This is a genomic window from Alistipes sp. AM16-43 (assembly GCF_003435745.1).
In the GTDB taxonomy this organism is placed as follows: Bacteria; Bacteroidota; Bacteroidia; order Bacteroidales; family Rikenellaceae; genus Alistipes; species Alistipes onderdonkii.
On sequence record NZ_QTUQ01000002.1, the window covers coordinates 651026 to 670765 of the forward strand.

The window sequence follows — 19740 nt, forward strand, 5'->3', positions numbered from 1 at the left end:
GGCAAGAATCGACGGCCTCAAGGCAAAAAAACGACGGCCGCCATACGGAATCCGCTACAAAGATAAGAAGAACTCGCAAAAAAACGGCAAAATTTGGATAAATAAAGTAAGTGTTTGGTATTGAGGAGAGTTAAGCCAAATTCTTCTATACCTTTCCAAATCGCTAAAATGCAGGATAATGAAAGGTTAAGAGAAAGATTTGCTACTTATCCGTTGCCTTTTTTAGCCCCGGATAATCCGGCAAAATAACGCTTAACCACCTGCGGTTTTACCGTTCACCATGCAAAGAACCCTATATTTTGCCCGTAAAGATAACCGTTTTTTTCCGTTTTTCATGGAAATACAGGTTATGTTATCGGCATCCGGGGTTTTATTCTTTGTTCCGCTATAATTTTCATAACTGTAAATAACTCTATATCAAGTAATTTTGCAACATAAAAAAAATAGAGTTATGAAACAGACGGATGTAACGGTTACGTTCTACCTCAAAAAGAGCGAAATGAATGACGAGGGACATTGCCCGGTCATGGCGAAACTTGCCGTCGGCAAATTTTCAGAAGCGGCTTTTAGTGCGAAAATGTCCGTACCCGTTGCACTGTGGGCATCCGGACGTGCCACGGGTAAAAGTAACGCCGCGCGGGAAATCAACCGGCAACTGGACGATTTGCGAGCTTCAGCCATTTCCATTTATGACGAACTGTCAGCCACCCGTGAGAATGTAACGGCTGAAGAAATAAGGAATCTGTTGTTGGGGACGGCTTTCGGGCAGGAAACCCTGTTGGGTTATTTCCGGACGTTCATCGAACATTTCGAAAAACGTGTCGGCGTGAACCGGGAAAAGGGAACAGCACAATCTTACCGCTATGCTTGTAACTGTGTGGCTGCTTTCATCCAGGAGAAATACAAGTTGTCGGATGTTCCTTTCACGGCCCTGAACCGTTCATTCATCGACAACTATGACCTCTACCTACGCACGGAGCGCCGCTTTGCCCTGGGAACTATCGTGTTGCTTGTCACACGGTTGAACACGATTGTCGGGGAAGCCATCGCGGAAGGGATTATCACTGCCGACCCGTTCGCGGGGTATGAAGCCGAACATCCCGAGCGGGAACAGAAATACCTTACCGCCGCAGAGTTACAACGGCTGATGACCACACCCCTGCACGACCCGAAACTCTACCATATCCGCGACCTGTTCCTCTTCTCCTGCTACACGGGTATCCCTTACGGGGACATGTGCCGCCTGACGACGGAGGATCTGGAAGTGGCCGAGGACGGTGAGGTATGGATCAAGACCGCCCGCAAGAAGACGAAAATCGACTATGAAGTGCCGTTGCTCGACATACCGTTGCTCATCCTCGACAAGTACCGGGATATGGCCCCGGAAGGAAAACTGCTGCCGATGTACAGCAACAACGAACTCAACCGGACACTGAAACGTATTGCCGCCATTTGCGGAATTGAACGGAAGCTCGTCTTTCACTGCGGACGCCATACCTACGCCACCGAGATCACGCTTTCGCATGGTGTCCCGCTTGAAACCGTCAGTAAAATGCTGGGGCATAGCCGCATTTCCACGACGCAGATTTACGCCAAAGTGACCGATGACAAGATCGACATGGATACCCGGTCTTTAGAGGAAAAGATTGCCGGCCGCTTCTCCGTAGCTATTTAATCTATCATTGACAATCAAATTCACAACGATTATGGAAACGAATAATAAAGAGATAAAACGCCGCAGCACGTTCTCCCTGCTGTTCTACATCAACCGCACGAAAGTCCGCAAGGACGGAACATGTAAATTGTTATGCAAGGTAAGCATCGACGCCAAGTCGGCCCCGATCAATATCAACGCGTTTGTCGATCCATCGCTTTGGAATCCGGAAACCAAAAGGGCGAACGGACGAAGCGAGAACGCCCGAACGGTAAACCAGGCAATAGAGAAACTGACCGAAAAAATCACCGGACATTACCGTCATATTCGTAAAAGCCTCGGTTTCGTGACGGCCGAGCTGGTCAAAAACGCCGTGGAAGGAATCGGGCAGAAACCGTTCACCCTCCTTGCCTTGTTCCGCGAGCATAACGAGGAGTTCCGCAAGCGTGTCGGCGTGGATCGCAAGGAAGAAACTTATGAAAGTTACGAGAACTCCTATAATATTTTAGCCTCCTTCGTGAAAAAAAGGAAGGAAAAGGAGGATGTAGCGTTGCGGAGCCTTGACCGGGAGTTCTACGATGATTTTGAAATATTCCTGCGTACAGATCGTGAAATGAAACCCAAGACAGTACACGAGCATCTTTACCGGTTGAAAAAAATGACCAAGCGGGCTGTCAGTCAGGGTACACTCCGGCGCGACCCTTACGGGAAGCTGCACCCGGAACTGCCCCGGCGCAAGAGCCGCCATTTGAAACTCGAAGACCTCAAAAAACTGATGGAAACTCCCGTCGGTAAACCCAACCTCCAGCGGGTGCGGGACTGGTTTCTCTTCGCTACCTTCACGGGGTTGTCCTACGCCGACCTGAAACGCTTGTCCGAAAAAGACATCACGCAGTCGGACGACGGAACGTACTGGATACACATCCGGCGCCAGAAGACCGAAACGCCCTCGGCCATCCGCCTGCTGAACGTGCCGTTGCAGATCATCGAGAAATACCGCCACGAGCGTAAAAGCGACAGGATTTTCAACCTCTATTGCCGGGGGTATCTCATCAAGCTCACCAGAGAACTGGGACGGACATACGGCTTCGACATGACCTTTCACAAGGCGAGGCACAATTTCGGGACACATATCACGCTCTCGCTGGGTGTGCCTATCGAAACTGTCAGCCGCATGATGGGACACAAGAGCATTTCCACCACGCAGATTTACGCCAAAGTGACCGACCGCAAGGTGGACGAGGACATGAAACGTCTGAAAGAACAGACCAAAGGCCGGAAAATAAATCTCTACGAGGAGGACGAACCGGAAACGGCAGATATTATAACGGTAAACGGTTGAACAGTATAACAAAAATTGATAAATTTGTATGACTATGACGACAAGAGAACCTATCAGCATTGAAAACGGGCGGGTGGAAATCCACACGCCGGAGAACCGTGTATGGCTCACGCGCCACCAGATTGCCGACCTGTTCGGAGTCTTCGTTCCTGCCGTGGGGAGCAACATCCGCTCCATACTCAAAAGCGGCATACTCCGTGAGGAGCGGGTTTACCGCCGGGAGCGCAACCGTGACGGCGGTATTGTCGAGCTGTATTCGCTCGAAATGATCGCCGCGCTGGCTTTCCGCTTAAAATCCGGGAATGCCGAAGCCTTCCGACGGTGGCTTGTCCGAAGGGCCACGACGACCGCCGTCGTCTGGCAGCTCCCCGGCATGAACACGATATTGAACTGAAAAAGAAGAACGGCCGTGATGGCCGTTCTTCTTTTATACCCATTCCTGTCCCCCGATACATTTCTTCCGGGAATCTTCCAGAAATTTCTGTATCTCGGATTCCATGTATAGTACCTTGCCCTGAATCAAATAATAGGGAATGATCCGCGCCGTGCGGTATTCCTGCAATGTACGCCTGCTGATTTTCAGCAGCCGGGATAATTCCTCGTCGGTGACGAACCGCTCTCCCTTGAGTGTCCGGCCTCCGGAGGATTCCAGTTTATCCAGTGCCTTGCCGGCCTTTTCCAAACGCCGGAAGAGATCCGCCACACGCGGATCGTGCTTGTCGATGAAATAATGGCTCATAACGCGGCGGTATTAGGATAGTGCGACGATTGCAGCAGTTTCCCGACATCTTCCGGTTTGTAGAAGATTTTGTGACGGATGCGGCTGAAAGGCAGCAACCCTTTCTCCCGGTAGGTTTGCAGGGTACGTTTCGATATCCCCAGCACGTCACAGACATCCTGGTTGTCCAGCCATTTTTTCAAACTCACGTCCTCCTGCCTGCGGCATAACGCCTCGGCTTTTCTTTCAATGGCTTCCACGTGCCCTGCCAGCGCGTCGAAAGCCTTCACGTCCATACTTATTATTTCCATGTTCTGTTTCATTTTTTGTTTCCCGGATGCCCAAAAGTACACAAATGGACAGTATCTTGTTATCAGCCAGTGGTATATGGACGTATCCGTCTTAAAAGTGGCAGCGAGTGGCGCCACGTCCGGCGGAAACGATCCTCCGCCGATACGGGATCGGCACGCTCCGATACGCCAATCGCCCGTGAAAGGAAATGTTCGCGGGCGATTTATCATTCCATGCAGGGTGAGCCGTGAACCGACTTTCGCGAGCGTTCACGGCATATCGTTTTCTCCCCGTTTCTCTCCCATAACCTTTTCCTCTCTTTTTTTCATGCCGCGGAGCGCGGTATGGAAATCTGTTGTCAGTAGCAAAGGTAGTTACGGGGCTCACGCTGCTGCAAGATCGGGCCGCGGGGCGGTTTGCCGCAAAATCTTCCTCTTTCCCTGCGGGCGAGCGTATTTTCCGACAAAATCTTGCAGCAGCTATCCCCGACACCTTTTGATGCTACCGAAACAGATTCCATCCATACCGGCTCCGCTACGGCATAAAAAAAAAGTCAAAGGTTATGAGAAACGAAGAGAAAAATAAATGGAAACAGAAATCCTCCAACCTTCCACTTGGCATAAAGGCAAAGGTCGGGTTGGCGGTAAAGGTCGGGGCGGTGGCTTTGGGCTTCCACGTGTGGGGTATCGACTTTATTTGGGTCGTTTTGGGCTTCACGTTCTGTTATGACATCCTGCGGGGCATTTTCTCCTGCCTTGTTTCTCTCGTGGCTCTAACCGGCTTTTTCTATTTCCTATTCACTCACATCTTCTAAATTATTACAGGTATGACAAAGTACATTTCATTATTCGGAGCGACTACCACGGACACACGGGTGCAGGTAGTCAAGGAAAACCAGGTAATCATCGGTATCGGTGCGGGTGCGAGCAGAAAGCGTTACGTCGTTTACAAGGTGGAACACACCGCCCGTGGCTACGTGTACCACATGGTCGATACCGAAACAAAGGAAATCAGCCAAACGGACATTCTGCGACCCCTCTCGCAAACATTCGGTATCGGCAGGTACTACGACGACGTGAACCCCGAGTTCATGGACGCTTTCGAGGTGGCTTTGCTCGTGGGGCAGGCGGAAGAGCAAGCCACGGCGCAGGCCATCGCCGCCGCCAAAGAGAAAGCCGAGCATGACCGCATAGCGGAAATAGGAGCGCAGAGGTTACGCCGCATCATGCCCGAAGGGGTGCAGGGCGTAATCATCGCCGAACTCAACGAAACGGAATACACTGACCCCTCTTACGAGTGTTCGACCACCCGAAGCGTGCGTACCGTCATTCTCGGCTTTTCGGCCACCTCCCGCAACGGCTTCGGGGAGTTGAGAAAGGCGGCGGCCAATTTCCCGCAAACGGCGCACCTCTCCGAATACGACCCCAAGAACGAACACCGCTATCCCGTTTTCACGCTCGGCAAAAGTCCGAAATACGGGTGGAGTGTCTGCAAACTGACCCACTACACACGTGAAGGGTACATCGACAGGCTGGCATATATCGCAGGAAACGAGGAGAATATATGTCTGCCCGAGCCGAAAGACGAAAAACGGGCGGAACGCACTGAAACGAGCGTGCAAGGCGGGTTTATCATCGTGGACTATTCCGAGAAGGCGATAGCCGTATTCGGGGACACCAAGCCCGTCAAGGACGCCCTTCACGCACTCGGGGGACGCTTCAACGCACGGCTGACGCATGACGGGCAGAAGAGAGCGGGATGGATTTTCCAAAAGACCAAAGAGGACGAGGTGCGGCGGCTTCTCGGAAAGGACGAATAAATGTTGAACACGGGGCGGCTCGCCGCCCCACAATACCAAAAAATCATGGCACAAGGAACAGATTATTTCAAACTGACGATACAGAACTATCTCGACGCACGGGCACGGGAGGACGAACTTTTCGCACCCCGATACGCCAACCCGAAAAAGAACATTGACGATTGCTGCACTTTCATCATCAACCAAGTACGGCAGAGCGGTTGCAACGGGTTTGCCGACGAGGAAATATACTCTATGGCACTCCACTATTACGACGAGGAGGACATCGACATCGGCAAACCCGTCAGTTGCAAGGTAGTGGTCAATCACACCGTTGAACTGACCGAGGAGGAAAAAGCCGAGGCACGGCGGAACGCCATACGGAAGGCCGAGAGCGAAGCCTACGCCAAGTTGGCGAAAGCCAAGTCCAAACCCAAGAAAATCGAAGATAACAAACTAATGCCCAGTCTATTTTAGTTATGAAACCGAGAACAAAATTCCAACAGAGCGTTGTGGCGGCAAGCAAACACCTGCCGCCGCTTACCCCCGCACAAATCGAATGGGGGTACAAGAACTGCATCGAGCATATCGGACGCCGCACGCCGAAAGGACTTATCACCTGCACCGAGTGCGGCCACACGTGGCAGAGCGAAAACGGAGAACTCACGGACAATCTGTTAGGGTGCGAGTGTCCGCACTGCCACACCACGCTGAAAGTGGAAACCACCCTGCGCCGCAAGTTCAACGATTACGAGTATTTGTGCATCGTAACCCGCTGCAAGGGTTTTCAAGTCCTGCGCTTCGTCTATATCGAGTGTTGGGCGAAAGTGGGACAGACACCCGTTTACACCCATATCGAAGCCGTACAGCGGTGGATTGCCCCCGACGGACGCTCCGCAACCTTCGCACGGCTGCGCCCGATGGGCTTCTTCGTTCACGGGTGGAGTTGGTCGAGCGCATTGGAACTGCGGGCGGAGAACGACGGGAAATACAACATCACGCCCACACGCATCTATCCCCGGCAACGGCTTATCCCCGAACTGCGCCGAAGCGGTTACGGCAAACAACTCCCCGATGTAACCCCTTTCGACCTTATCCACCTGCTGCTCTCGGAGAACAAGGCCGAAACGCTGCTTAAAGCGGGACAAACGGCACTCGTGCGATTTTTCGCCCGTTCCTCCCGCAATATCGCCGACTATTGGCCGGCCATCCGTATCGCCATCCGTAACGGGTACGCTATCGGGAAACCGACGGAATGGTGCGACTACATCGACCTGCTGCGATTTTTCGGGAAAGACCTGCATAACGCCCATTTCGTGTGTCCCGCAGACCTGCCCGCAGCGCATGACCTCTACATGGCTAAAAAACGGCGGCACATGCAAATGGAACGGCGGCAGGAGGAACGGCGCAAGGCGTTGGAACAGGAAGCCTCGTTTGTCAAAGCCAAAGGACGGTTTTTCGGAGTGGAGTTTTCCGACGGGGAAATCTGCATCAAGGTATTGGACAGCGTTGAAGCCATACGGCAGGAGGGCGAGGCCATGCACCATTGCGTGTTTACCAACGAATACTATCTGAAAGCCGACTCGCTCATACTCTCGGCCACAATCGACGGCAAACGTATCGAAACGATAGAGGTGTCCCTAAAACGCATGGAGGTCGTGCAGAGCCGTGGCGTGTGTAACAAGAATACCCCATACCACGGGCAAATACTGAAACTGATGAAGGGGAACATGTCCCTTATACGGAAACGAATGACAGCATAAAAATCGGGGCGGCGAAAGCCGCCCGCAAAAACAAAATAGAATGAACCAAATAGCATATAAATTCGTGTCGTGGGACGTTCCCGCACTCGAAAGCCTTGCAGGCTCAAAAGCGTACATATTACGCAAACGGCTCAATGACGGGGGAACGCTCACCCGTGAGGAGAAAGACTGGATTACCCGTGAGGTAAACCATAACACCTATTTCAAGGACTCCATTCCGCTTTTAGGGTATCGTTTCAACTTTGTCGATGTACTGAAAACATTCGTGGTAAAGCAGTACGGGCATTACACGGAATACAAGGGCGTGGACAAGACGAGCATACGCTCCATGTTGTACGGCAGAGTGGAAAGGATTGTCGAATTATAAAATCGGGGCGGCGAAAGCCGCCCTACAAAAAAAAATATAACAATGAAAATCATCTATAAAAGCTACATGGCACGCCCGCTCAAACCCTTCGGGGAGTGGGATTGGGAAGTTCGGGAAGCAGTCAAGACGGCCCTTGCGCTCGTCGAGGGGAAAAACGGGTTCAAAACCCATTCCGAGATATGGCGAAGGTGCAACCTCGTCATTACCGTGGGACACAACATCTACACCACGAGTATCGAGATACGACCACCCGAGCAGGACGTGATACGCCGCAGGAGCAACTGGCATAACGGCTACGCCTACTACTGCAACGGCGTGTTCTGGGCGAACATGAGCAGGGTTAGAGTGGAACTTGTCTGATTAAAAAATTTCGGGGCGGCAAAAGCCGCCCGTAAAAAGCGAGAATATGAAAACGAATGAAGTAAACAAGGAAATCTCCTATGAAACGCTGCTCGTAACCTTCGGCGAGGGTATCGGGCGGCTCAACACCATGTTCGACGACCCGCAGGTGTGGGGCGTTGCCACGCTGAAGCAGTGGATCGACGGGTATGAAACTACGCGCTTCACCGAAATCGACGACCGAACGGCGGTTATCACATCCGAATACAACATGGACAGCGTGAAGGAATGGCTGCAAAAGAACACACCGATTATCAACCTGGAAAAACGATAAAATCATGCGCAAGTACAAATTATTCATCGGCTACCGGCTGCTGGGAGAGTTTTCCGGTATATGGGAAGCCAAAAATTTCGCCGCTGAAAGCGGCATGAGCGGAATTTTCTCGCTCGTGGGAGAAAATTACCGGGACAGTTGGTACGAACCAAAAAAACAGGACAAGAATGGAAACAAAGATTAAAGACATCACGGGAGCGGAAATAACCGTTACCGACTTAAAAGAGGCGGTACGCCAATGCCGGGAGTGCCTCGCAAGTCCCTACCTGATGCCCTCGGGGCATACCGTGGGGGAAAACCATGCCTACATGTTGCGGCAACTGCTCGCCCTGCAAAGGCGGAAACGGGAACACGGCAGGCAACGGCCGTGAAAATACGACGCGAAAAAAATCGGACGATAACAACCGTCCGATTTTTTTGTTTCCCGTCAATCGACCGCCGTATGGTCGCCCAGCTTCCCGTGCAGTTCACGCCCGATATGTCCGGCAATGCCACGGGGAGAAATTTCAGAGATTGAACCCCACCCGCCATGCGTGTATATGCACGTCTTGAGCGGTTCGGTACGGGAAAGGTAGAACAGATAGCCGTTGCGGAGCAGGATGCCCACAAACACCGAGCCGACCTCGATGTCGGCGATCTCGTCAAAACGTATCTTCCCGTCATTGTATAATACTGCCGTGCCATCCGCATCGGGAATGACGAACAGATCGTCTTCCATGACAATCCCGTGCAACTCGATTAGCGACCCCAGGCATTCACTCGCCGATACCCGGTCGTAATCACCCTTTACCTCATTTGTCGATTTCGTTTCCATATCGCTTTTCTTTAGGTTCAGACAAATACCATACGAAAAAGGCGTGAGAATACGTTAAATACCGGCATTGAGGTACAGCCAAGCACCCATCCACTCGATAGATAATTTCTCCCCACGCCGCTATCGCATACGCTTGACGCATATAGACACGACGATGAAGAAGAGAACTACCCATTATTTTGCGAGCGGATTAAAATTTGGCTGTTTTCAATGCCCCACCATAATGTGTTCCTTCCGTATGTAAATCGCCCGGCGGCACGCCGCCGGAGGATTCGATTGCAAATATAACGATTTCATTCGGGTATCGGCGACAACACGTGCGATTTTTAACAACCTTCCTGCCAAAGAACTACCCGCCGTCCTACAATTTCGGCCCCCGGGCGGGTTTGCGGGGCGCGACCTTCGGCTGCGCCTTCTTCTCCCTGGGCGGTTCGACGATCCGCAGTTTGAGTTTCTCCGTCTTACGGTCGTAACGCACCTCGCAGCAGTCAATCTCACCCGCAACCGACGTCCACACGTTGTTCACACGCACCGCGCCGCCCGAGTAGAGGGTCTTGTATTGTTCGTATTCGAGCGGCTGCCGCAATTTCGCGTCCACCTGACGGTGGAACGAGTAGATATTACGTCCCTTTGCTATTTCGTCGGGAACGTAAACCCGCAACTCGGGATGGGCGGCCTCGGCATAGAGGCACAGATCCGCCGTGCGAAGCTCCCTCGGAACCCACTGGATCATCCTCGGGTCGCCCCGCACGGCCGTATCGGCCACGAGCGGCGTGATGGCCCTCTGGGGAATGTCGTACAGCACCCCCGCATCCTTGCGAACGGCCTCCAACGCCACCTCCTCCGTTACAAGCCGGCGGTTCAGGTGCAGGACACTCATCAACCGGTGTATCTGCTGCGGGTCGTCCTGCTCGCGGAACACCTGCAAGACCAGGGCGGGGTCGCTCAACGCGCTGATAACCGAGAAATCGGTTTTGTCCTTCCCGTAGGTACGCTCGAAAGCCTCCCGGCTCATCTCCGGCGTCCGGGCTTCGCGGGGGACGCCTTTCAGGTTTTGCGGGTTCTCCCGCACCAGGCTCATGTATAGATCCGGGCTTTTCATGCTCTCGGGCAGGTGGGCGATGGCATAGGGACTGCGCCGTATGGCCTCCATGCACAACTCCGGCGTTTTCCACTTCTCGGGGACATATTGCAGGTAGCTCCCGTCGTGCCCGACGGCCCGGCGGCACATCTCCTCGTTCTTGGCGTGGTCGGGAAGGTTGTAGAACAGCTCCGGCTCCAGGGCGAAAATTTCCCGGGCCACCCTCGGCGTGAGGAACCAGGGGTTCATGTTCTCCAAAAAATCGAAGGTCTTATCGTAATTCGTGCAATAGAACCCCAACACTTTCAGGTGTATCTCCTCGAAGGGGATATAGCGGAGGACACGCAGGTCGTCGGTACGGGCCAACGCCCGGTTGCAGACCTCCGGCGTGAGCTGTTCGGGGTTGAAAAAGCGGATGGCCAGGGGATCGCGCTCCAGCGCCATCCCGCACAGACGGTCGGTTTTCAGATGTTTCGGAACGTACTCCAGTGCCAGGTAGTTCGAGGACACGGCGGCCTCGCAGACCCGTTCCGTGCGTAATTCCTCCGGCACTTCATGGAGCAGGATGCCGTCCCCGCTGACGGCACGCAGGCAGACTGCCTCCGTGCGCAGTTCCACCGGCACGAGCGAAAGGCAGGACGCGTCCATCCCCACGCCGTGAAGGGCCAGTTCCCCGGTCATGACCTCCGGGGCAATGGAGGCGAAAATCTCGAACTTGTCCACGAACGACATCCCGAATTTTTTCAGCCCTTCCAGGCATATATCGGGATACGGAATGTAAGGGAGTATCTTGTAATCGGCACTGTCCACCGCTTTCAACGCCGCACGGCATATTTGCGGCGTCCTCAATTCCCCGGGGACGGCCTCCAGCACCAGACCGTTGCGCTTCACGGCCGCCATGCACAGTTCGGGGGTCTTCAACCCCTCCGGAACGTAATACAGCGCGTAGCTGTTGCTATCGACGGCGGCACGGCACATTTTCGGTGTCTTCAGACGGTCAGGGACGAATTTCAGTGTTTCGCCCCGGTGGCCGGCCGCGGCAAGACAAAGTTCCGGCGTTTTCATCGCTTCGGGAACGAACTCGATGTTGAAAGCCGATTTCTTGATGGCGAAACGGCAGACTTCCGCCGTTTTCCGATCCTCGGGCAGCGTCTCGAAAAGGTTCTCGCGCCACGGGTTCTCGTACACCCCCGTATCGAGATAGGCTATATCTATTCTCTCTTGCTCTGTCATGGTTTTCAGTATTTATGGAAAGCGCCCGGGTGACGGGCGCTTCTCTTGGTTAGACATATTCCGTTATCGTTCCGTTTCCTCCGTCCCGTTCTCGCTCTGGAACGTGAAGGAGGTCTTCACGACCTGACCCGTGTTGTCCTCGACATAGACGTCGATGGTCTGCTGGTCATCGCTGCGCGATGTGTAATAGAGGCGGAACACCTCACGGTCGAGCGGATAGCGGTCGTTGGGCAGGAACACCGTACCGTCGTCCATCCTCAACTCACCGCGCCCGTCGGGCTGGAAATAGCGGATCGTGTAACGCGCGCCGTCATATCTCCCCTCCCGCACGAGCGTGCAGCGGATTTCAGCGGTTTCACCAACGGAGATTCGCTTCTGAACGGGCATCGTTTCCAGAGAGAACGTGTACGCCTGCTGTATATCCAGCCCGTTGTCGCAGGATGCGCATAAAAGACCCAGGGCGGCGATCCAGACCGCCAGGGCCAATATCTTTTTCATCTTTTTCATGTCGCTTGCAAGTTTAATGGATTATGAATTTCACGCCCAGGCCGAACTGCGCGTGGAAATGTCCCGTTGTAGTGCCCCATAGGATACGCTCACGCCCCGTCAGCGAGAGGATAATCCTGTCGGTCAGGTACGCATCGACCTCCAGCGTGACGGCCCCGCCATAGAGGAAACGGTCGCGGTGGCGGAGCGTAGAGCCGTCATAGAGCTGCCTTTCGCCCCGGTTCACACTCTCGTAACCGGCCAGCGCCGAGCCGCCGAGGTAGAAGAAAAAAGTCCTGGACGGGTCGGCGAGGAACTTGTAATAGTAACCTCCCTCGGCCGTGAACTGCGCCACCGGGATACGTTCCGACTTGTAGGGGTAATAACGGTTCAGGAACTCCGCGCCGAACACCCACTTGTCGGCATTCTTCGCGTAGCGGCTCATGGCCAGCCCGAACCAGTAGCCCGTTTCGCTGCGGCTGTCCCGGGTATAGAAGCCGTCGGCCATGCCTCCCCGTATTTCCAGCCCGCGCATGGCGGGCAGGGCACGCTGGGCGTGCGCCCCGTCCGAAAGGAGGAGGCATAACCCCAGCGTGAGAATGAATATCGCCCGTTTCATATCACTTTACCTTTAACTCGTTGATAACACGTGCGCGCACCAGGTCGGCATTCTCCACCGTGAAAGTCTGGTGTCGCCCGCCCTGCTGCTCGTGCAGTTCCACGACCAGCTGCTTGTCGTCGGCCAGCGTGAACTTCGGGAGCGTGAAGACCATGCGCTCGGTACGCTTGCCGCCGATGACCTGCACGTTGTTGTACGCACGCACGGGCCATACGACCTGCTCCTGGATGGCCGTGCGTTTGGCCACCTTCTTGTCCGTAATCTTGAACGTCAGGTAGTCCACGTTGAAAGGCACGTTGGAGGAGTTTTTCAGTTGGAGGTGGAAATAAAGCAGGTCGTTATGCACGTAGATACCTTTGAGGAGGTATTGTACCCCGAAACGCTTGCAACCGATATGCTTGATCTCGCGGCGGTCATTCTTGTAAATGGACTGCATGATCAGTTTGACCAGCAGCGGAGATTCGCATCCCAACTCCTGCAAATAGATGTCCAGCGCATTATTGGGGCGGTTTACCGCCTCCCCGCCATGCAGGAAGTCCGCCATCTCGACCGACAGTTTCACCGGCTCGTCGGCATACTTGACATTGAAGCTGTAATAGGCCCCGTCCTCGGTAATGACCGAAAGGTTGCTCTCGCGCGAGAAATCACGCAGGGCCGCCTTTACACGCAGCACGTTTTCCGTGCCGTCGGCTTTCGCCGCCAGAAGATCCGAAGACCCCAGATCGACGTAACGGATGGCCGAGGGGAAAATCACATGAACGGTCTTGCTGAACGTCACCTCCAGCGCGTAGGGCGGGATAACCCGGTTGAAGGTCAGCGGACGGGTAAGACCGTCGTACAAATCGCCCGTGGAGGGCTTTTCCTGCGCGTGGGCAGCGAACATGCACCCGATAAAAGCGAGTGCCAGAAGAATCTTTTTCATACTCGATAATTTTTTGATTGTTGATAAAAATGGATTTTTTCAGTGGTGTACGGAAGTACGTCGTTTGTACCCTTATTGAAGGGGCGGGAGCAGCAGGACGCTGTAACCGGCCTTGAGCGTGACCTTGACCGAGCGCATCTTCTTGCTCACGTATTGCGACACGCCCTGGATGGCGCTGCGCCCCAGGTCGGAGAGCAGTTGCGAACCGGCATCGTCCGTGATCGTGATACTGCTGCCCATGCCCGCACCCATATTGGCGGCGATCTCCTTCACGGCATTGAGTTCTTCCGACCCCGGCACGGGAATACCCTCGTTGCCGTTCGTGTCATAGACCGACAGATCGACCGGAACGACCGCCCCGCCGTGCTGGACAGCGCTGACCTTGACCGTCAGCCGTTCGCCGTTGATCCTCGCCGCCCCCGTTACGGGCGTACCCGAGGGGATGAGCAGCTCTCCCGCCATCATCGGTTCCAGCAGCCGGAAAGTAACCTCCCCGCCATCGGTGAGCGTCACGGTTTGCTGCACGGCGGCACGGATACTGTTGCGCTCGGGCTCGCGAAGGTCGCTCCCCACCGTGTTGAAACCCCAGTTCCGGGGCTTGACGAACTCACGGGCGAAGACCGAATCGGGCAGCGGGGCGGCGAGCAGCGACACGATGTTACGGCGCACCTGGCGCACGGGCTGCACGGAAGCCTTGCCGGAAACGGAGGCTTTCTGACGCGGGGCTTCAGGGGCTTGACCGCCATTCATGTAGCGGGCGGCGATCTCGTAGGACTTCTCCAGCAGCGCCACCTGCTCCTCCTGGGCCGTTTTCTGCGCCTGCTGTTCTTCCAGGCGGCGTTCCAGTTCCTCGATGCGGGCCTGCATCTCGCGCTCTTCCCCCGTTTCACCGGCGGTGTCCTCGTAGAAACTGCCTAACTGGCGGTTGATGTCGGCATAGGCGGCACGGGAAGTCCGGAAAGCTCCCGACGAACCGCCGGCAGGGCCGGAAGACTTATCCGGCACGGCAGCGGGCATGACGGGCTCTTCCTCCTCGTCCTCCATCCCGAACGCGAAATCCTGCAAGGAGCGCATCTTTTCCCGCTCCCTGCGCCGCATCTCCTCCTGCACGTAGGCATCACGCTTGTCCGAGAGGATACCCTCCGATTCCGGGGTCGGCAGCTCCGTGTTGAAACCCGCCGAAGGCTCCTCCCGTTCTTTTTCGCCGGGGGAGAAGATCAGCCACATGCACCCGGCAAAGGCCAGGAAAAAGAGCGGGAAGACCACCATCTTCTTCCGCATCTGTATCTGCCGGGGCGTGAGTTCCTTTTTCCCCGCCTCCGGCTGTTTATTCTGTTTTTCGTTCGTCGTCATAATTGAAATCTTTTAGATGTTTTACACTGTCGGCCTCCTGCCGTTGTCTTAATTCCAGTTCCAGCCGCTCGATATGCCGTATCTGCATCCGTTCCCCGGCTCCCTTGCCGAAGCGGTAGATGGAAGACACGGTAAAGTAGAGCGACAAGACGGAAAAGAACAAGAGCAGCGTGAGGATCACGATAATCCGCTTATCGGGCGAGAGCGCCCCGCAAGCGCGGCGCAGGTGGTCTTCGACCCACTCCCCGAAAGCCTTTATTCTCTTCTTTGCCATAACCTTATCTTTTTAATGTACGTAAATCGCGGTTCTCCAGAATCTCGAATTTCTCCATGATGAAACCCTGCGGGTTATTGTCCGAACGCCCCGAGTTGATCAGCTCGCAGCGCGTGACCAGCGAACGCTCGGTGATGTTGCTCTCGCGGACAATCATTTGCCGGGCATAGGTCATGGCCCGGTAGGGATAGGCGTTGAAGTCGCACACCACGGAGTCCACCTCGATACGCTGGCTGATGTTCCCCGACACCACACGGTTGTAGTAACCTTTCTCCTGCATGTCCTGGTAATAGGCGAAGGCGCTCTTATCGACCAGGAACAGCGCGCGGTTGATGTTGCTCTCGATGGCCGCACGGTCGGGCGAGAGGGTGAAGAACAACTCGTGAAAACGCCGGATATGTTCGCGCGCCTCCACGGGGCGGTTCTGGCTCAAATCCTGCGAGAGCGCCAGCATCAGCGACTTGCCCCCGTCCAGGACGTAGATCTTCTCGCGCTGCTTTTCGGCGAAACGGAAGCTCGCGACCACGCTGAACACGGATACCAGCGCGCACAGGCAGAGGAACACGATACCGAAAAGCCGAATCTGCCTGAAACTTGTTTCGATGTTTTTTAATGACTTGAATTCCATTGTCCAAATTGTTATGAATGATTATTGTTACCTTGTGTTGCCAGGTTGCGCCCGTTGGGGGCACTGCCCGAAGCCGGGCCGCCAACGCCGCCGTTACCGGAGGAGGAACCGCCACCGCCGCGACGCCCGAACGTGCGGCCGATCATGTTGCCGGCGATACCGCCAGCGACACCCGTGGCGAATGCCCCGGCCTTGTTGATACCGCCCATAGCCCCGCCGGCTCCGCCCGACTGGATCACCCACTCGGCAACGGTGGGGATCGTGAAATAGCCTATGATACCTATAATCAAAAAGATAATATAGACACCGCTGCCGCTGTCGGGAATGTAGTTGGGGTCTTGCAGGGCCAGGACGTCCGCCTGGAGCATCAACGTCTGGATCTTGGCCAGCACCGCGGAGAACAGGTCGGCGATGGGAAGCCAAAGGTACACGCTGATATAGCGGGAAATCCAGCTCGCGAGCGTCGAGTGAAAGCCGTCGTAAATGGAGAGGGCGAACGACAAGGGCCCCAGAATCGACAGCACGACTAAAAAGAATGTCCGCAGCGTGTCGATAGTAAGCCCCGCGGCGTTGAACAACAACTCGAAGAAGTCCCGGACAAGCTGCCGGAAACCGGCCTTGATGTCGTACCACGTGCGTTCGGCCCACATGCTGATAATCTCGCCCAAATCCGTGATACCCATATCCGCAAGCCGTTGTTCATACACCTCGTCGTCCACTAACCAAGCCTTGCCCTCGCGCCTGCGGGCCTCGGCTTCCAAATCGTCCTTCTGTTGCTGGTATGCCTGCAAATCCAATGTCTGCCCCTCCAGTATGGCGTGCGTGCCCTGCACCACGGGCGACATCACGGCGTTGATCGTCCCCAGAACCACGGTGGGAAAGAACATCACGCACAAGCCGATGGCGAAAGGCCGCAGGAGCGGGAACACGTCGATAGGCTCCGCATTGGCCAGTGCCTTCCATACCCGGTAAGCCACGTAAAAGAGCGCACCCAGGCCGGCGATACCTTTCGCCACCCCGATCATGTCGCCGCATAGCGGCATCATCTCCTGATACAGGTTCCGGAGAACCTGGTGTAAATTGTCGAAATCCATGACTGCCTCCGTTTTCAGGTTACCAATATCTGTCGTTCGGGTTCCCGTAAAGTGCCAGCACCCGGTGCGCGTCGCCCTTTTCGCGGCTGCGGATGAAGGACACGGAGATGGTCTTGCGCGTGTAATAGCACGTGAGGTTGCGGTACTCCAGCATCTTCGTGTAAACCTGATCCACCACGTCCATCCGCTCCTTGTCCGAGAGCGAGAGGCCGTTGCCGCCGGTTATGACCGTCTTGAGTTCCGTCACCAGCGCGCCGCCCTCCTCCAGCAGCCGGGCGTAACCCGCCGAGATCGCCGCCAGCTCGTCCACCGTGAAGTTCGGGTCTGAAACCATACGGTTGAATCCCGAGGTGTAGATTTCCGTGATCTCGCTGACCATTTCGAGTGTCAGCTTCACCTTCCGGGCATCCTTGATGATGTTATGCACCGATTTGAGGGCGTCGTAGTAAGCCTTGCTCTGGTTATAAATCTTGATACTCTCTTGCAGCGACTTGACCATGTTGGTCGCCGTGGTCGAGCTTTGAACCGCGCTCTTGATGTTCTGAACGAGGTTCGACGGGTCGATGACCGTCCACTGCGCTTTTGCCTGGTACGTGAAGCAAAGAAGCCCCACGAACAGCGTTAAAATCAATCGTTTCATCCTTTTCATTATTTAATTCGTGAATACTTGGGCGGTCATTCCGACGCCCGGTAATAATCCCCGTAGGCGGAGAGCTGGAGCACCTCGCGCCCCGCATCGTAGGCCAGGGCGACATACCCGTAGAGGTCGAAGTAACGGATACCTCCCCAATACTTCCTCACGGGACGGGAGAAGCGTGTCCCGTCCTTGTAGGACACCTCCACGTAAAAACCGCCGCCCCGGCGTCCCGGGTTGCGGTAGATGCGAACCCGGGGAGAACCCGAGCGGCTTTCCCACTCGCCCGCCACCTCGTACAGCGCGAAGTCCAAATGCGCCGCCGTGGGGTCTGATCCGATACACTTGCGATACATGGCCTGCCCTCCCTTTAACGTTTGCCCTCGGCGAGCTGCCTGATCGCCAGTTCCATATCACCGCCCAGCTCCCCGGCAAGCCGCTGTACCTCCACTTTCTCCGTTTCCTCGGTCGTGTAGGCCAGGTACTCCGGGACGCTGACCTCCGTGGCATAGACCGCCGACTGAACGCCGCCCAGACCGATCCAGACCTCCTTGTATTTACGGGAAGGGTCGTTGGACTGGTTGATCGAGAGAATCTGCGCCTTCTCCTTGTCGGTCAGCCCCAACAAGGACTGAATCGCGTCGAAACGGTTCATGAACTTGCGCTGGTCGAGCAGGATCTTGCAGTCCGAGTTGTTGATGATCGCCTCCTTGACCACCGGGCTGGAAATGATGTCCTCGACCTCCTGCGTCACAACGATGGCCTCACCGTAGTATTTGCGGACTGTTTTATACATATAACGCAGATATTCAGCCATATTGGCCGTAGAGAGCGCCTTCCAGGCCTCCTCGACGATGAGCTGTTTGCGTACCCCCTTGAGCCGTCTCATCTTGTTTATGAAAGCCTCCATGATGATAATGGTGACCACGGGAAAAAGCTCCTTGTTTTCCTTGATGGAATCCACCTCGAAGACCACGAAGCGCTTCGAGAGCAGGTCGATGTTGGCCCGGGAGTTCAGAAGGAAGTCGTAGCGTCCGCCCTTATAATACTGCCGCAGGGTGATGAGCATGTTGTCGATGTTGAAATCCTCGCGGCTGACCCGGATCTCCCGCTCCTCCAGCTCGCGGCGGTAGTCGTCCCGCAGGTACTCGTAGAAACTGTCAAAACACGGCACGATATTCCGGTCGGCGCGGATACGCTCGATATAGGCGTTCACGGCACTGCCCAGCTCGCCGCTCTCGGTCTTCGTGATCTTGTCGTCCTCGGTTTTCCAGAGTGTCAGCAGCAGCGTCTTGATGCTGTCCTTCTTCTCCACGTCGAAATAGTAGTCGTCGGTGTAGAACGGGTTGAAACTGATGGGATGTTCCTCGGTATAGGTAAAATACACGCCGTCCTCACCTTTGGTCTTACGCCGGATCAGCTCGCAAAGACCCTGGTAGCTGTTACCGGTATCCACCAGCACGACATGCGTGCCCTGCTCCCAGTATTGGCGAACTAAATGATTCATAAAGAACGACTTGCCTGACCCCGAGCCGCCTAACACGAATTTATTCCTATTCGTAATGATCCCTTTTTTCATCGGTTCGTCCGAGATGTCCAGGTGTAGGGGCCTGCCGCTTATGCGGTCGCACAGCTTGATGCCGAAAGGGCTGGACGAGGATTTATAGTTGGTTTCCTCCGTGAAGAAACAGACCGCGGGCTCGATGAACGTGTAGAACGATTCCTCGGCGGGGAAATCCCCCGCGTTGCCCGGCATACCCGCCCAGTAGAGCGTGGCGGCGTCCACGGTGTTGTGGCGCGGGCGGCACTCCATCAGAGCGAGCTGGCTGCCCACATCATTGCGGATATGCCGGAGCTCCTGCACGTCGTCCGACCAGGCCAGCACGTTGAAATGGGCCCGGACGGATTGAAGACCGAACGAGTGCGCCTCGTTGAGATACTGGTCGATGTCGAGTAGGTCAGCCCCCTTACGGGAGCTTTCCCCTCTAAGAACCGT

The 19740-nt window shown here is 55.2% G+C and carries 26 protein-coding genes; 12 read left to right on the plus strand and 14 right to left on the minus strand.

Going from position 1 to position 19740, the window contains the following annotated elements; genetic code table 11:
• Window positions 1–451 precede the first annotated feature (451 nt).
• Genes DW189_RS05860 through DW189_RS05870 form a run of 3 tightly spaced genes read left to right on the plus strand, consistent with a single transcriptional unit; the run spans window position 452 to window position 3390 of the window.
• Complete coding sequence (locus tag DW189_RS05860; RefSeq protein WP_117507176.1) at window positions 452–1675, plus strand: site-specific integrase; 1224 nt, start codon at window positions 452–454, stop codon at window positions 1673–1675.
• A gap of 31 nt (window positions 1676–1706) precedes the next feature.
• Window positions 1707–2996: a site-specific integrase gene (locus DW189_RS05865; RefSeq protein WP_007568639.1), complete on the plus strand. Its 1290-nt coding sequence runs from the start codon at window positions 1707–1709 to the stop codon at window positions 2994–2996.
• 28 nt (window positions 2997–3024) lie between these two features.
• Window positions 3025–3390: a hypothetical protein gene (locus DW189_RS05870; protein ID WP_007559043.1), complete on the plus strand. Its 366-nt coding sequence runs from the start codon at window positions 3025–3027 to the stop codon at window positions 3388–3390.
• Between the two features lie 33 nt (window positions 3391–3423).
• Here DW189_RS05870 and DW189_RS05875 read toward each other — a convergent pair whose 3' ends face one another.
• Both DW189_RS05875 and DW189_RS05880 read right to left on the minus strand, forming a co-directional pair.
• Window positions 3424–3735 (minus strand): helix-turn-helix domain-containing protein, encoded by a 312-nt coding sequence (locus tag DW189_RS05875; RefSeq protein ID WP_004295430.1) that lies wholly within the window; start codon window positions 3733–3735, stop codon window positions 3424–3426.
• The gene (locus DW189_RS05880) at window positions 3732–4025 is read right to left on the minus strand and encodes a helix-turn-helix domain-containing protein (RefSeq protein ID WP_004319131.1); all 294 of its coding nucleotides are present in this window, start codon (window positions 4023–4025) and stop codon (window positions 3732–3734) included. Before DW189_RS05880 ends, DW189_RS05875 begins: the two co-directional genes overlap by 4 nt.
• 542 nt (window positions 4026–4567) lie before the next feature.
• Here DW189_RS05880 and DW189_RS05890 point away from each other — a divergent pair.
• Genes DW189_RS05890 through DW189_RS05930 form a run of 9 tightly spaced genes read left to right on the plus strand, consistent with a single transcriptional unit; the run spans window position 4568 to window position 8977 of the window.
• On the plus strand, window positions 4568–4819 hold the full coding sequence (locus tag DW189_RS05890) for a hypothetical protein (RefSeq protein WP_004303766.1): 252 nt from the start codon (window positions 4568–4570) through the stop codon (window positions 4817–4819).
• A 12-nt stretch (window positions 4820–4831) separates the two neighbouring features.
• A complete protein-coding gene (locus tag DW189_RS05895; protein ID WP_007559037.1) occupies window positions 4832–5824 on the plus strand; it encodes a hypothetical protein in 993 nt (330 codons plus the stop codon).
• A 45-nt stretch (window positions 5825–5869) separates the two neighbouring features.
• The gene (locus DW189_RS05900; protein WP_009132163.1) at window positions 5870–6280 is read left to right on the plus strand and encodes a PcfK-like family protein; all 411 of its coding nucleotides are present in this window, start codon (window positions 5870–5872) and stop codon (window positions 6278–6280) included.
• Between the two features lie 2 nt (window positions 6281–6282).
• Complete coding sequence (locus DW189_RS05905) at window positions 6283–7566, plus strand: PcfJ domain-containing protein (RefSeq protein WP_040311991.1); 1284 nt, start codon at window positions 6283–6285, stop codon at window positions 7564–7566.
• A gap of 40 nt (window positions 7567–7606) precedes the next feature.
• A complete protein-coding gene (locus DW189_RS05910) occupies window positions 7607–7933 on the plus strand; it encodes a hypothetical protein (protein ID WP_004295437.1) in 327 nt (108 codons plus the stop codon).
• A 42-nt stretch (window positions 7934–7975) separates the two neighbouring features.
• A complete protein-coding gene (locus DW189_RS05915; RefSeq protein ID WP_004295436.1) occupies window positions 7976–8293 on the plus strand; it encodes a hypothetical protein in 318 nt (105 codons plus the stop codon).
• Between the two features lie 46 nt (window positions 8294–8339).
• Complete coding sequence (locus tag DW189_RS05920; RefSeq protein WP_004295438.1) at window positions 8340–8606, plus strand: DUF6956 domain-containing protein; 267 nt, start codon at window positions 8340–8342, stop codon at window positions 8604–8606.
• A 4-nt stretch (window positions 8607–8610) separates the two neighbouring features.
• Window positions 8611–8790 carry a hypothetical protein gene (locus tag DW189_RS05925; RefSeq protein WP_004295439.1) on the plus strand — a complete coding sequence of 60 codons (180 nt, stop codon included), beginning with the start codon at window positions 8611–8613 and terminating at the stop codon, window positions 8788–8790.
• Window positions 8774–8977, plus strand: coding sequence for a hypothetical protein (locus DW189_RS05930; RefSeq protein ID WP_004295440.1), 204 nt, complete (start codon window positions 8774–8776; stop codon window positions 8975–8977). Before DW189_RS05925 ends, DW189_RS05930 begins: the two co-directional genes overlap by 17 nt.
• 56 nt (window positions 8978–9033) lie before the next feature.
• On the opposite strand, the gene DW189_RS05935 is transcribed toward DW189_RS05930, so the two are convergent.
• From DW189_RS05935 to DW189_RS05995, 12 genes are all read right to left on the minus strand, one after another.
• Window positions 9034–9420: a hypothetical protein gene (locus tag DW189_RS05935; protein WP_004295441.1), complete on the minus strand. Its 387-nt coding sequence runs from the start codon at window positions 9418–9420 to the stop codon at window positions 9034–9036.
• 361 nt (window positions 9421–9781) lie between these two features.
• Complete coding sequence (locus DW189_RS05945; protein ID WP_074784395.1) at window positions 9782–11734, minus strand: DUF4116 domain-containing protein; 1953 nt, start codon at window positions 11732–11734, stop codon at window positions 9782–9784.
• Between the two features lie 63 nt (window positions 11735–11797).
• Complete coding sequence (locus DW189_RS05950; RefSeq protein ID WP_004295445.1) at window positions 11798–12241, minus strand: DUF3872 domain-containing protein; 444 nt, start codon at window positions 12239–12241, stop codon at window positions 11798–11800.
• Between the two features lie 13 nt (window positions 12242–12254).
• On the minus strand, window positions 12255–12839 hold the full coding sequence (locus DW189_RS05955) for a conjugal transfer protein TraO (protein WP_117507177.1): 585 nt from the start codon (window positions 12837–12839) through the stop codon (window positions 12255–12257).
• 1 nt (window position 12840) lies between these two features.
• Window positions 12841–13761 (minus strand): conjugative transposon protein TraN, encoded by a 921-nt coding sequence (gene traN, locus DW189_RS05960; RefSeq protein WP_004295447.1) that lies wholly within the window; start codon window positions 13759–13761, stop codon window positions 12841–12843.
• 72 nt (window positions 13762–13833) lie between these two features.
• Window positions 13834–15114 carry a conjugative transposon protein TraM gene (traM, locus tag DW189_RS05965; RefSeq protein ID WP_017141464.1) on the minus strand — a complete coding sequence of 427 codons (1281 nt, stop codon included), beginning with the start codon at window positions 15112–15114 and terminating at the stop codon, window positions 13834–13836.
• On the minus strand, window positions 15089–15388 hold the full coding sequence (locus DW189_RS05970) for a TraL conjugative transposon family protein (RefSeq protein WP_004295449.1): 300 nt from the start codon (window positions 15386–15388) through the stop codon (window positions 15089–15091). Before DW189_RS05970 ends, traM begins: the two co-directional genes overlap by 26 nt.
• Window positions 15389–15392: 4 nt before the next feature.
• Complete coding sequence (gene traK / locus DW189_RS05975) at window positions 15393–16016, minus strand: conjugative transposon protein TraK (RefSeq protein ID WP_004295450.1); 624 nt, start codon at window positions 16014–16016, stop codon at window positions 15393–15395.
• Between the two features lie 11 nt (window positions 16017–16027).
• Window positions 16028–17110: a conjugative transposon protein TraJ gene (gene traJ, locus DW189_RS05980; protein ID WP_029429443.1), complete on the minus strand. Its 1083-nt coding sequence runs from the start codon at window positions 17108–17110 to the stop codon at window positions 16028–16030.
• A gap of 19 nt (window positions 17111–17129) precedes the next feature.
• Window positions 17130–17750 (minus strand): DUF4141 domain-containing protein, encoded by a 621-nt coding sequence (locus DW189_RS05985; RefSeq protein ID WP_181969292.1) that lies wholly within the window; start codon window positions 17748–17750, stop codon window positions 17130–17132.
• A gap of 35 nt (window positions 17751–17785) precedes the next feature.
• Entirely contained in the window at window positions 17786–18100 is a 315-nt protein-coding gene (locus DW189_RS05990; protein ID WP_032558181.1) for a DUF3876 domain-containing protein, read from the minus strand.
• 14 nt (window positions 18101–18114) lie between these two features.
• On the minus strand, window positions 18115–19740 hold a 1626-nt coding region (locus DW189_RS05995; RefSeq protein ID WP_117507198.1), incomplete at its 5' end, for a TraG family conjugative transposon ATPase.

Bases quoted from the DNA above. Each gene is read 5' to 3' on its own strand.
- DW189_RS05860 (WP_117507176.1), top strand. From the start codon at position 452: ATGAAACAGACGGATGTAACGGTTACGTTCTACCTCAAAAAGAGCGAA.
- DW189_RS05865 (WP_007568639.1), top strand. From the start codon at position 1,707: ATGGAAACGAATAATAAAGAGATAAAACGCCGCAGCACGTTCTCCCTG.
- DW189_RS05870 (WP_007559043.1), top strand. From the start codon at position 3,025: ATGACTATGACGACAAGAGAACCTATCAGCATTGAAAACGGGCGGGTG.
- DW189_RS05875 (WP_004295430.1), bottom strand. From the start codon at position 3,735: ATGAGCCATTATTTCATCGACAAGCACGATCCGCGTGTGGCGGATCTC.
- DW189_RS05880 (WP_004319131.1), bottom strand. From the start codon at position 4,025: ATGGAAATAATAAGTATGGACGTGAAGGCTTTCGACGCGCTGGCAGGG.
- DW189_RS05890 (WP_004303766.1), top strand. From the start codon at position 4,568: ATGAGAAACGAAGAGAAAAATAAATGGAAACAGAAATCCTCCAACCTT.
- DW189_RS05895 (WP_007559037.1), top strand. From the start codon at position 4,832: ATGACAAAGTACATTTCATTATTCGGAGCGACTACCACGGACACACGG.
- DW189_RS05900 (WP_009132163.1), top strand. From the start codon at position 5,870: ATGGCACAAGGAACAGATTATTTCAAACTGACGATACAGAACTATCTC.
- DW189_RS05905 (WP_040311991.1), top strand. From the start codon at position 6,283: ATGAAACCGAGAACAAAATTCCAACAGAGCGTTGTGGCGGCAAGCAAA.
- DW189_RS05910 (WP_004295437.1), top strand. From the start codon at position 7,607: ATGAACCAAATAGCATATAAATTCGTGTCGTGGGACGTTCCCGCACTC.
- DW189_RS05915 (WP_004295436.1), top strand. From the start codon at position 7,976: ATGAAAATCATCTATAAAAGCTACATGGCACGCCCGCTCAAACCCTTC.
- DW189_RS05920 (WP_004295438.1), top strand. From the start codon at position 8,340: ATGAAAACGAATGAAGTAAACAAGGAAATCTCCTATGAAACGCTGCTC.
- DW189_RS05925 (WP_004295439.1), top strand. From the start codon at position 8,611: ATGCGCAAGTACAAATTATTCATCGGCTACCGGCTGCTGGGAGAGTTT.
- DW189_RS05930 (WP_004295440.1), top strand. From the start codon at position 8,774: ATGGAAACAAAGATTAAAGACATCACGGGAGCGGAAATAACCGTTACC.
- DW189_RS05935 (WP_004295441.1), bottom strand. From the start codon at position 9,420: ATGGAAACGAAATCGACAAATGAGGTAAAGGGTGATTACGACCGGGTA.
- DW189_RS05945 (WP_074784395.1), bottom strand. From the start codon at position 11,734: ATGACAGAGCAAGAGAGAATAGATATAGCCTATCTCGATACGGGGGTG.
- DW189_RS05950 (WP_004295445.1), bottom strand. From the start codon at position 12,241: ATGAAAAAGATGAAAAAGATATTGGCCCTGGCGGTCTGGATCGCCGCC.
- DW189_RS05955 (WP_117507177.1), bottom strand. From the start codon at position 12,839: ATGAAACGGGCGATATTCATTCTCACGCTGGGGTTATGCCTCCTCCTT.
- traN (WP_004295447.1), bottom strand. From the start codon at position 13,761: ATGAAAAAGATTCTTCTGGCACTCGCTTTTATCGGGTGCATGTTCGCT.
- traM (WP_017141464.1), bottom strand. From the start codon at position 15,114: ATGACGACGAACGAAAAACAGAATAAACAGCCGGAGGCGGGGAAAAAG.
- DW189_RS05970 (WP_004295449.1), bottom strand. From the start codon at position 15,388: ATGGCAAAGAAGAGAATAAAGGCTTTCGGGGAGTGGGTCGAAGACCAC.
- traK (WP_004295450.1), bottom strand. From the start codon at position 16,016: ATGGAATTCAAGTCATTAAAAAACATCGAAACAAGTTTCAGGCAGATT.
- traJ (WP_029429443.1), bottom strand. From the start codon at position 17,110: ATGGATTTCGACAATTTACACCAGGTTCTCCGGAACCTGTATCAGGAG.
- DW189_RS05985 (WP_181969292.1), bottom strand. From the start codon at position 17,750: ATGAAACGATTGATTTTAACGCTGTTCGTGGGGCTTCTTTGCTTCACG.
- DW189_RS05990 (WP_032558181.1), bottom strand. From the start codon at position 18,100: ATGTATCGCAAGTGTATCGGATCAGACCCCACGGCGGCGCATTTGGAC.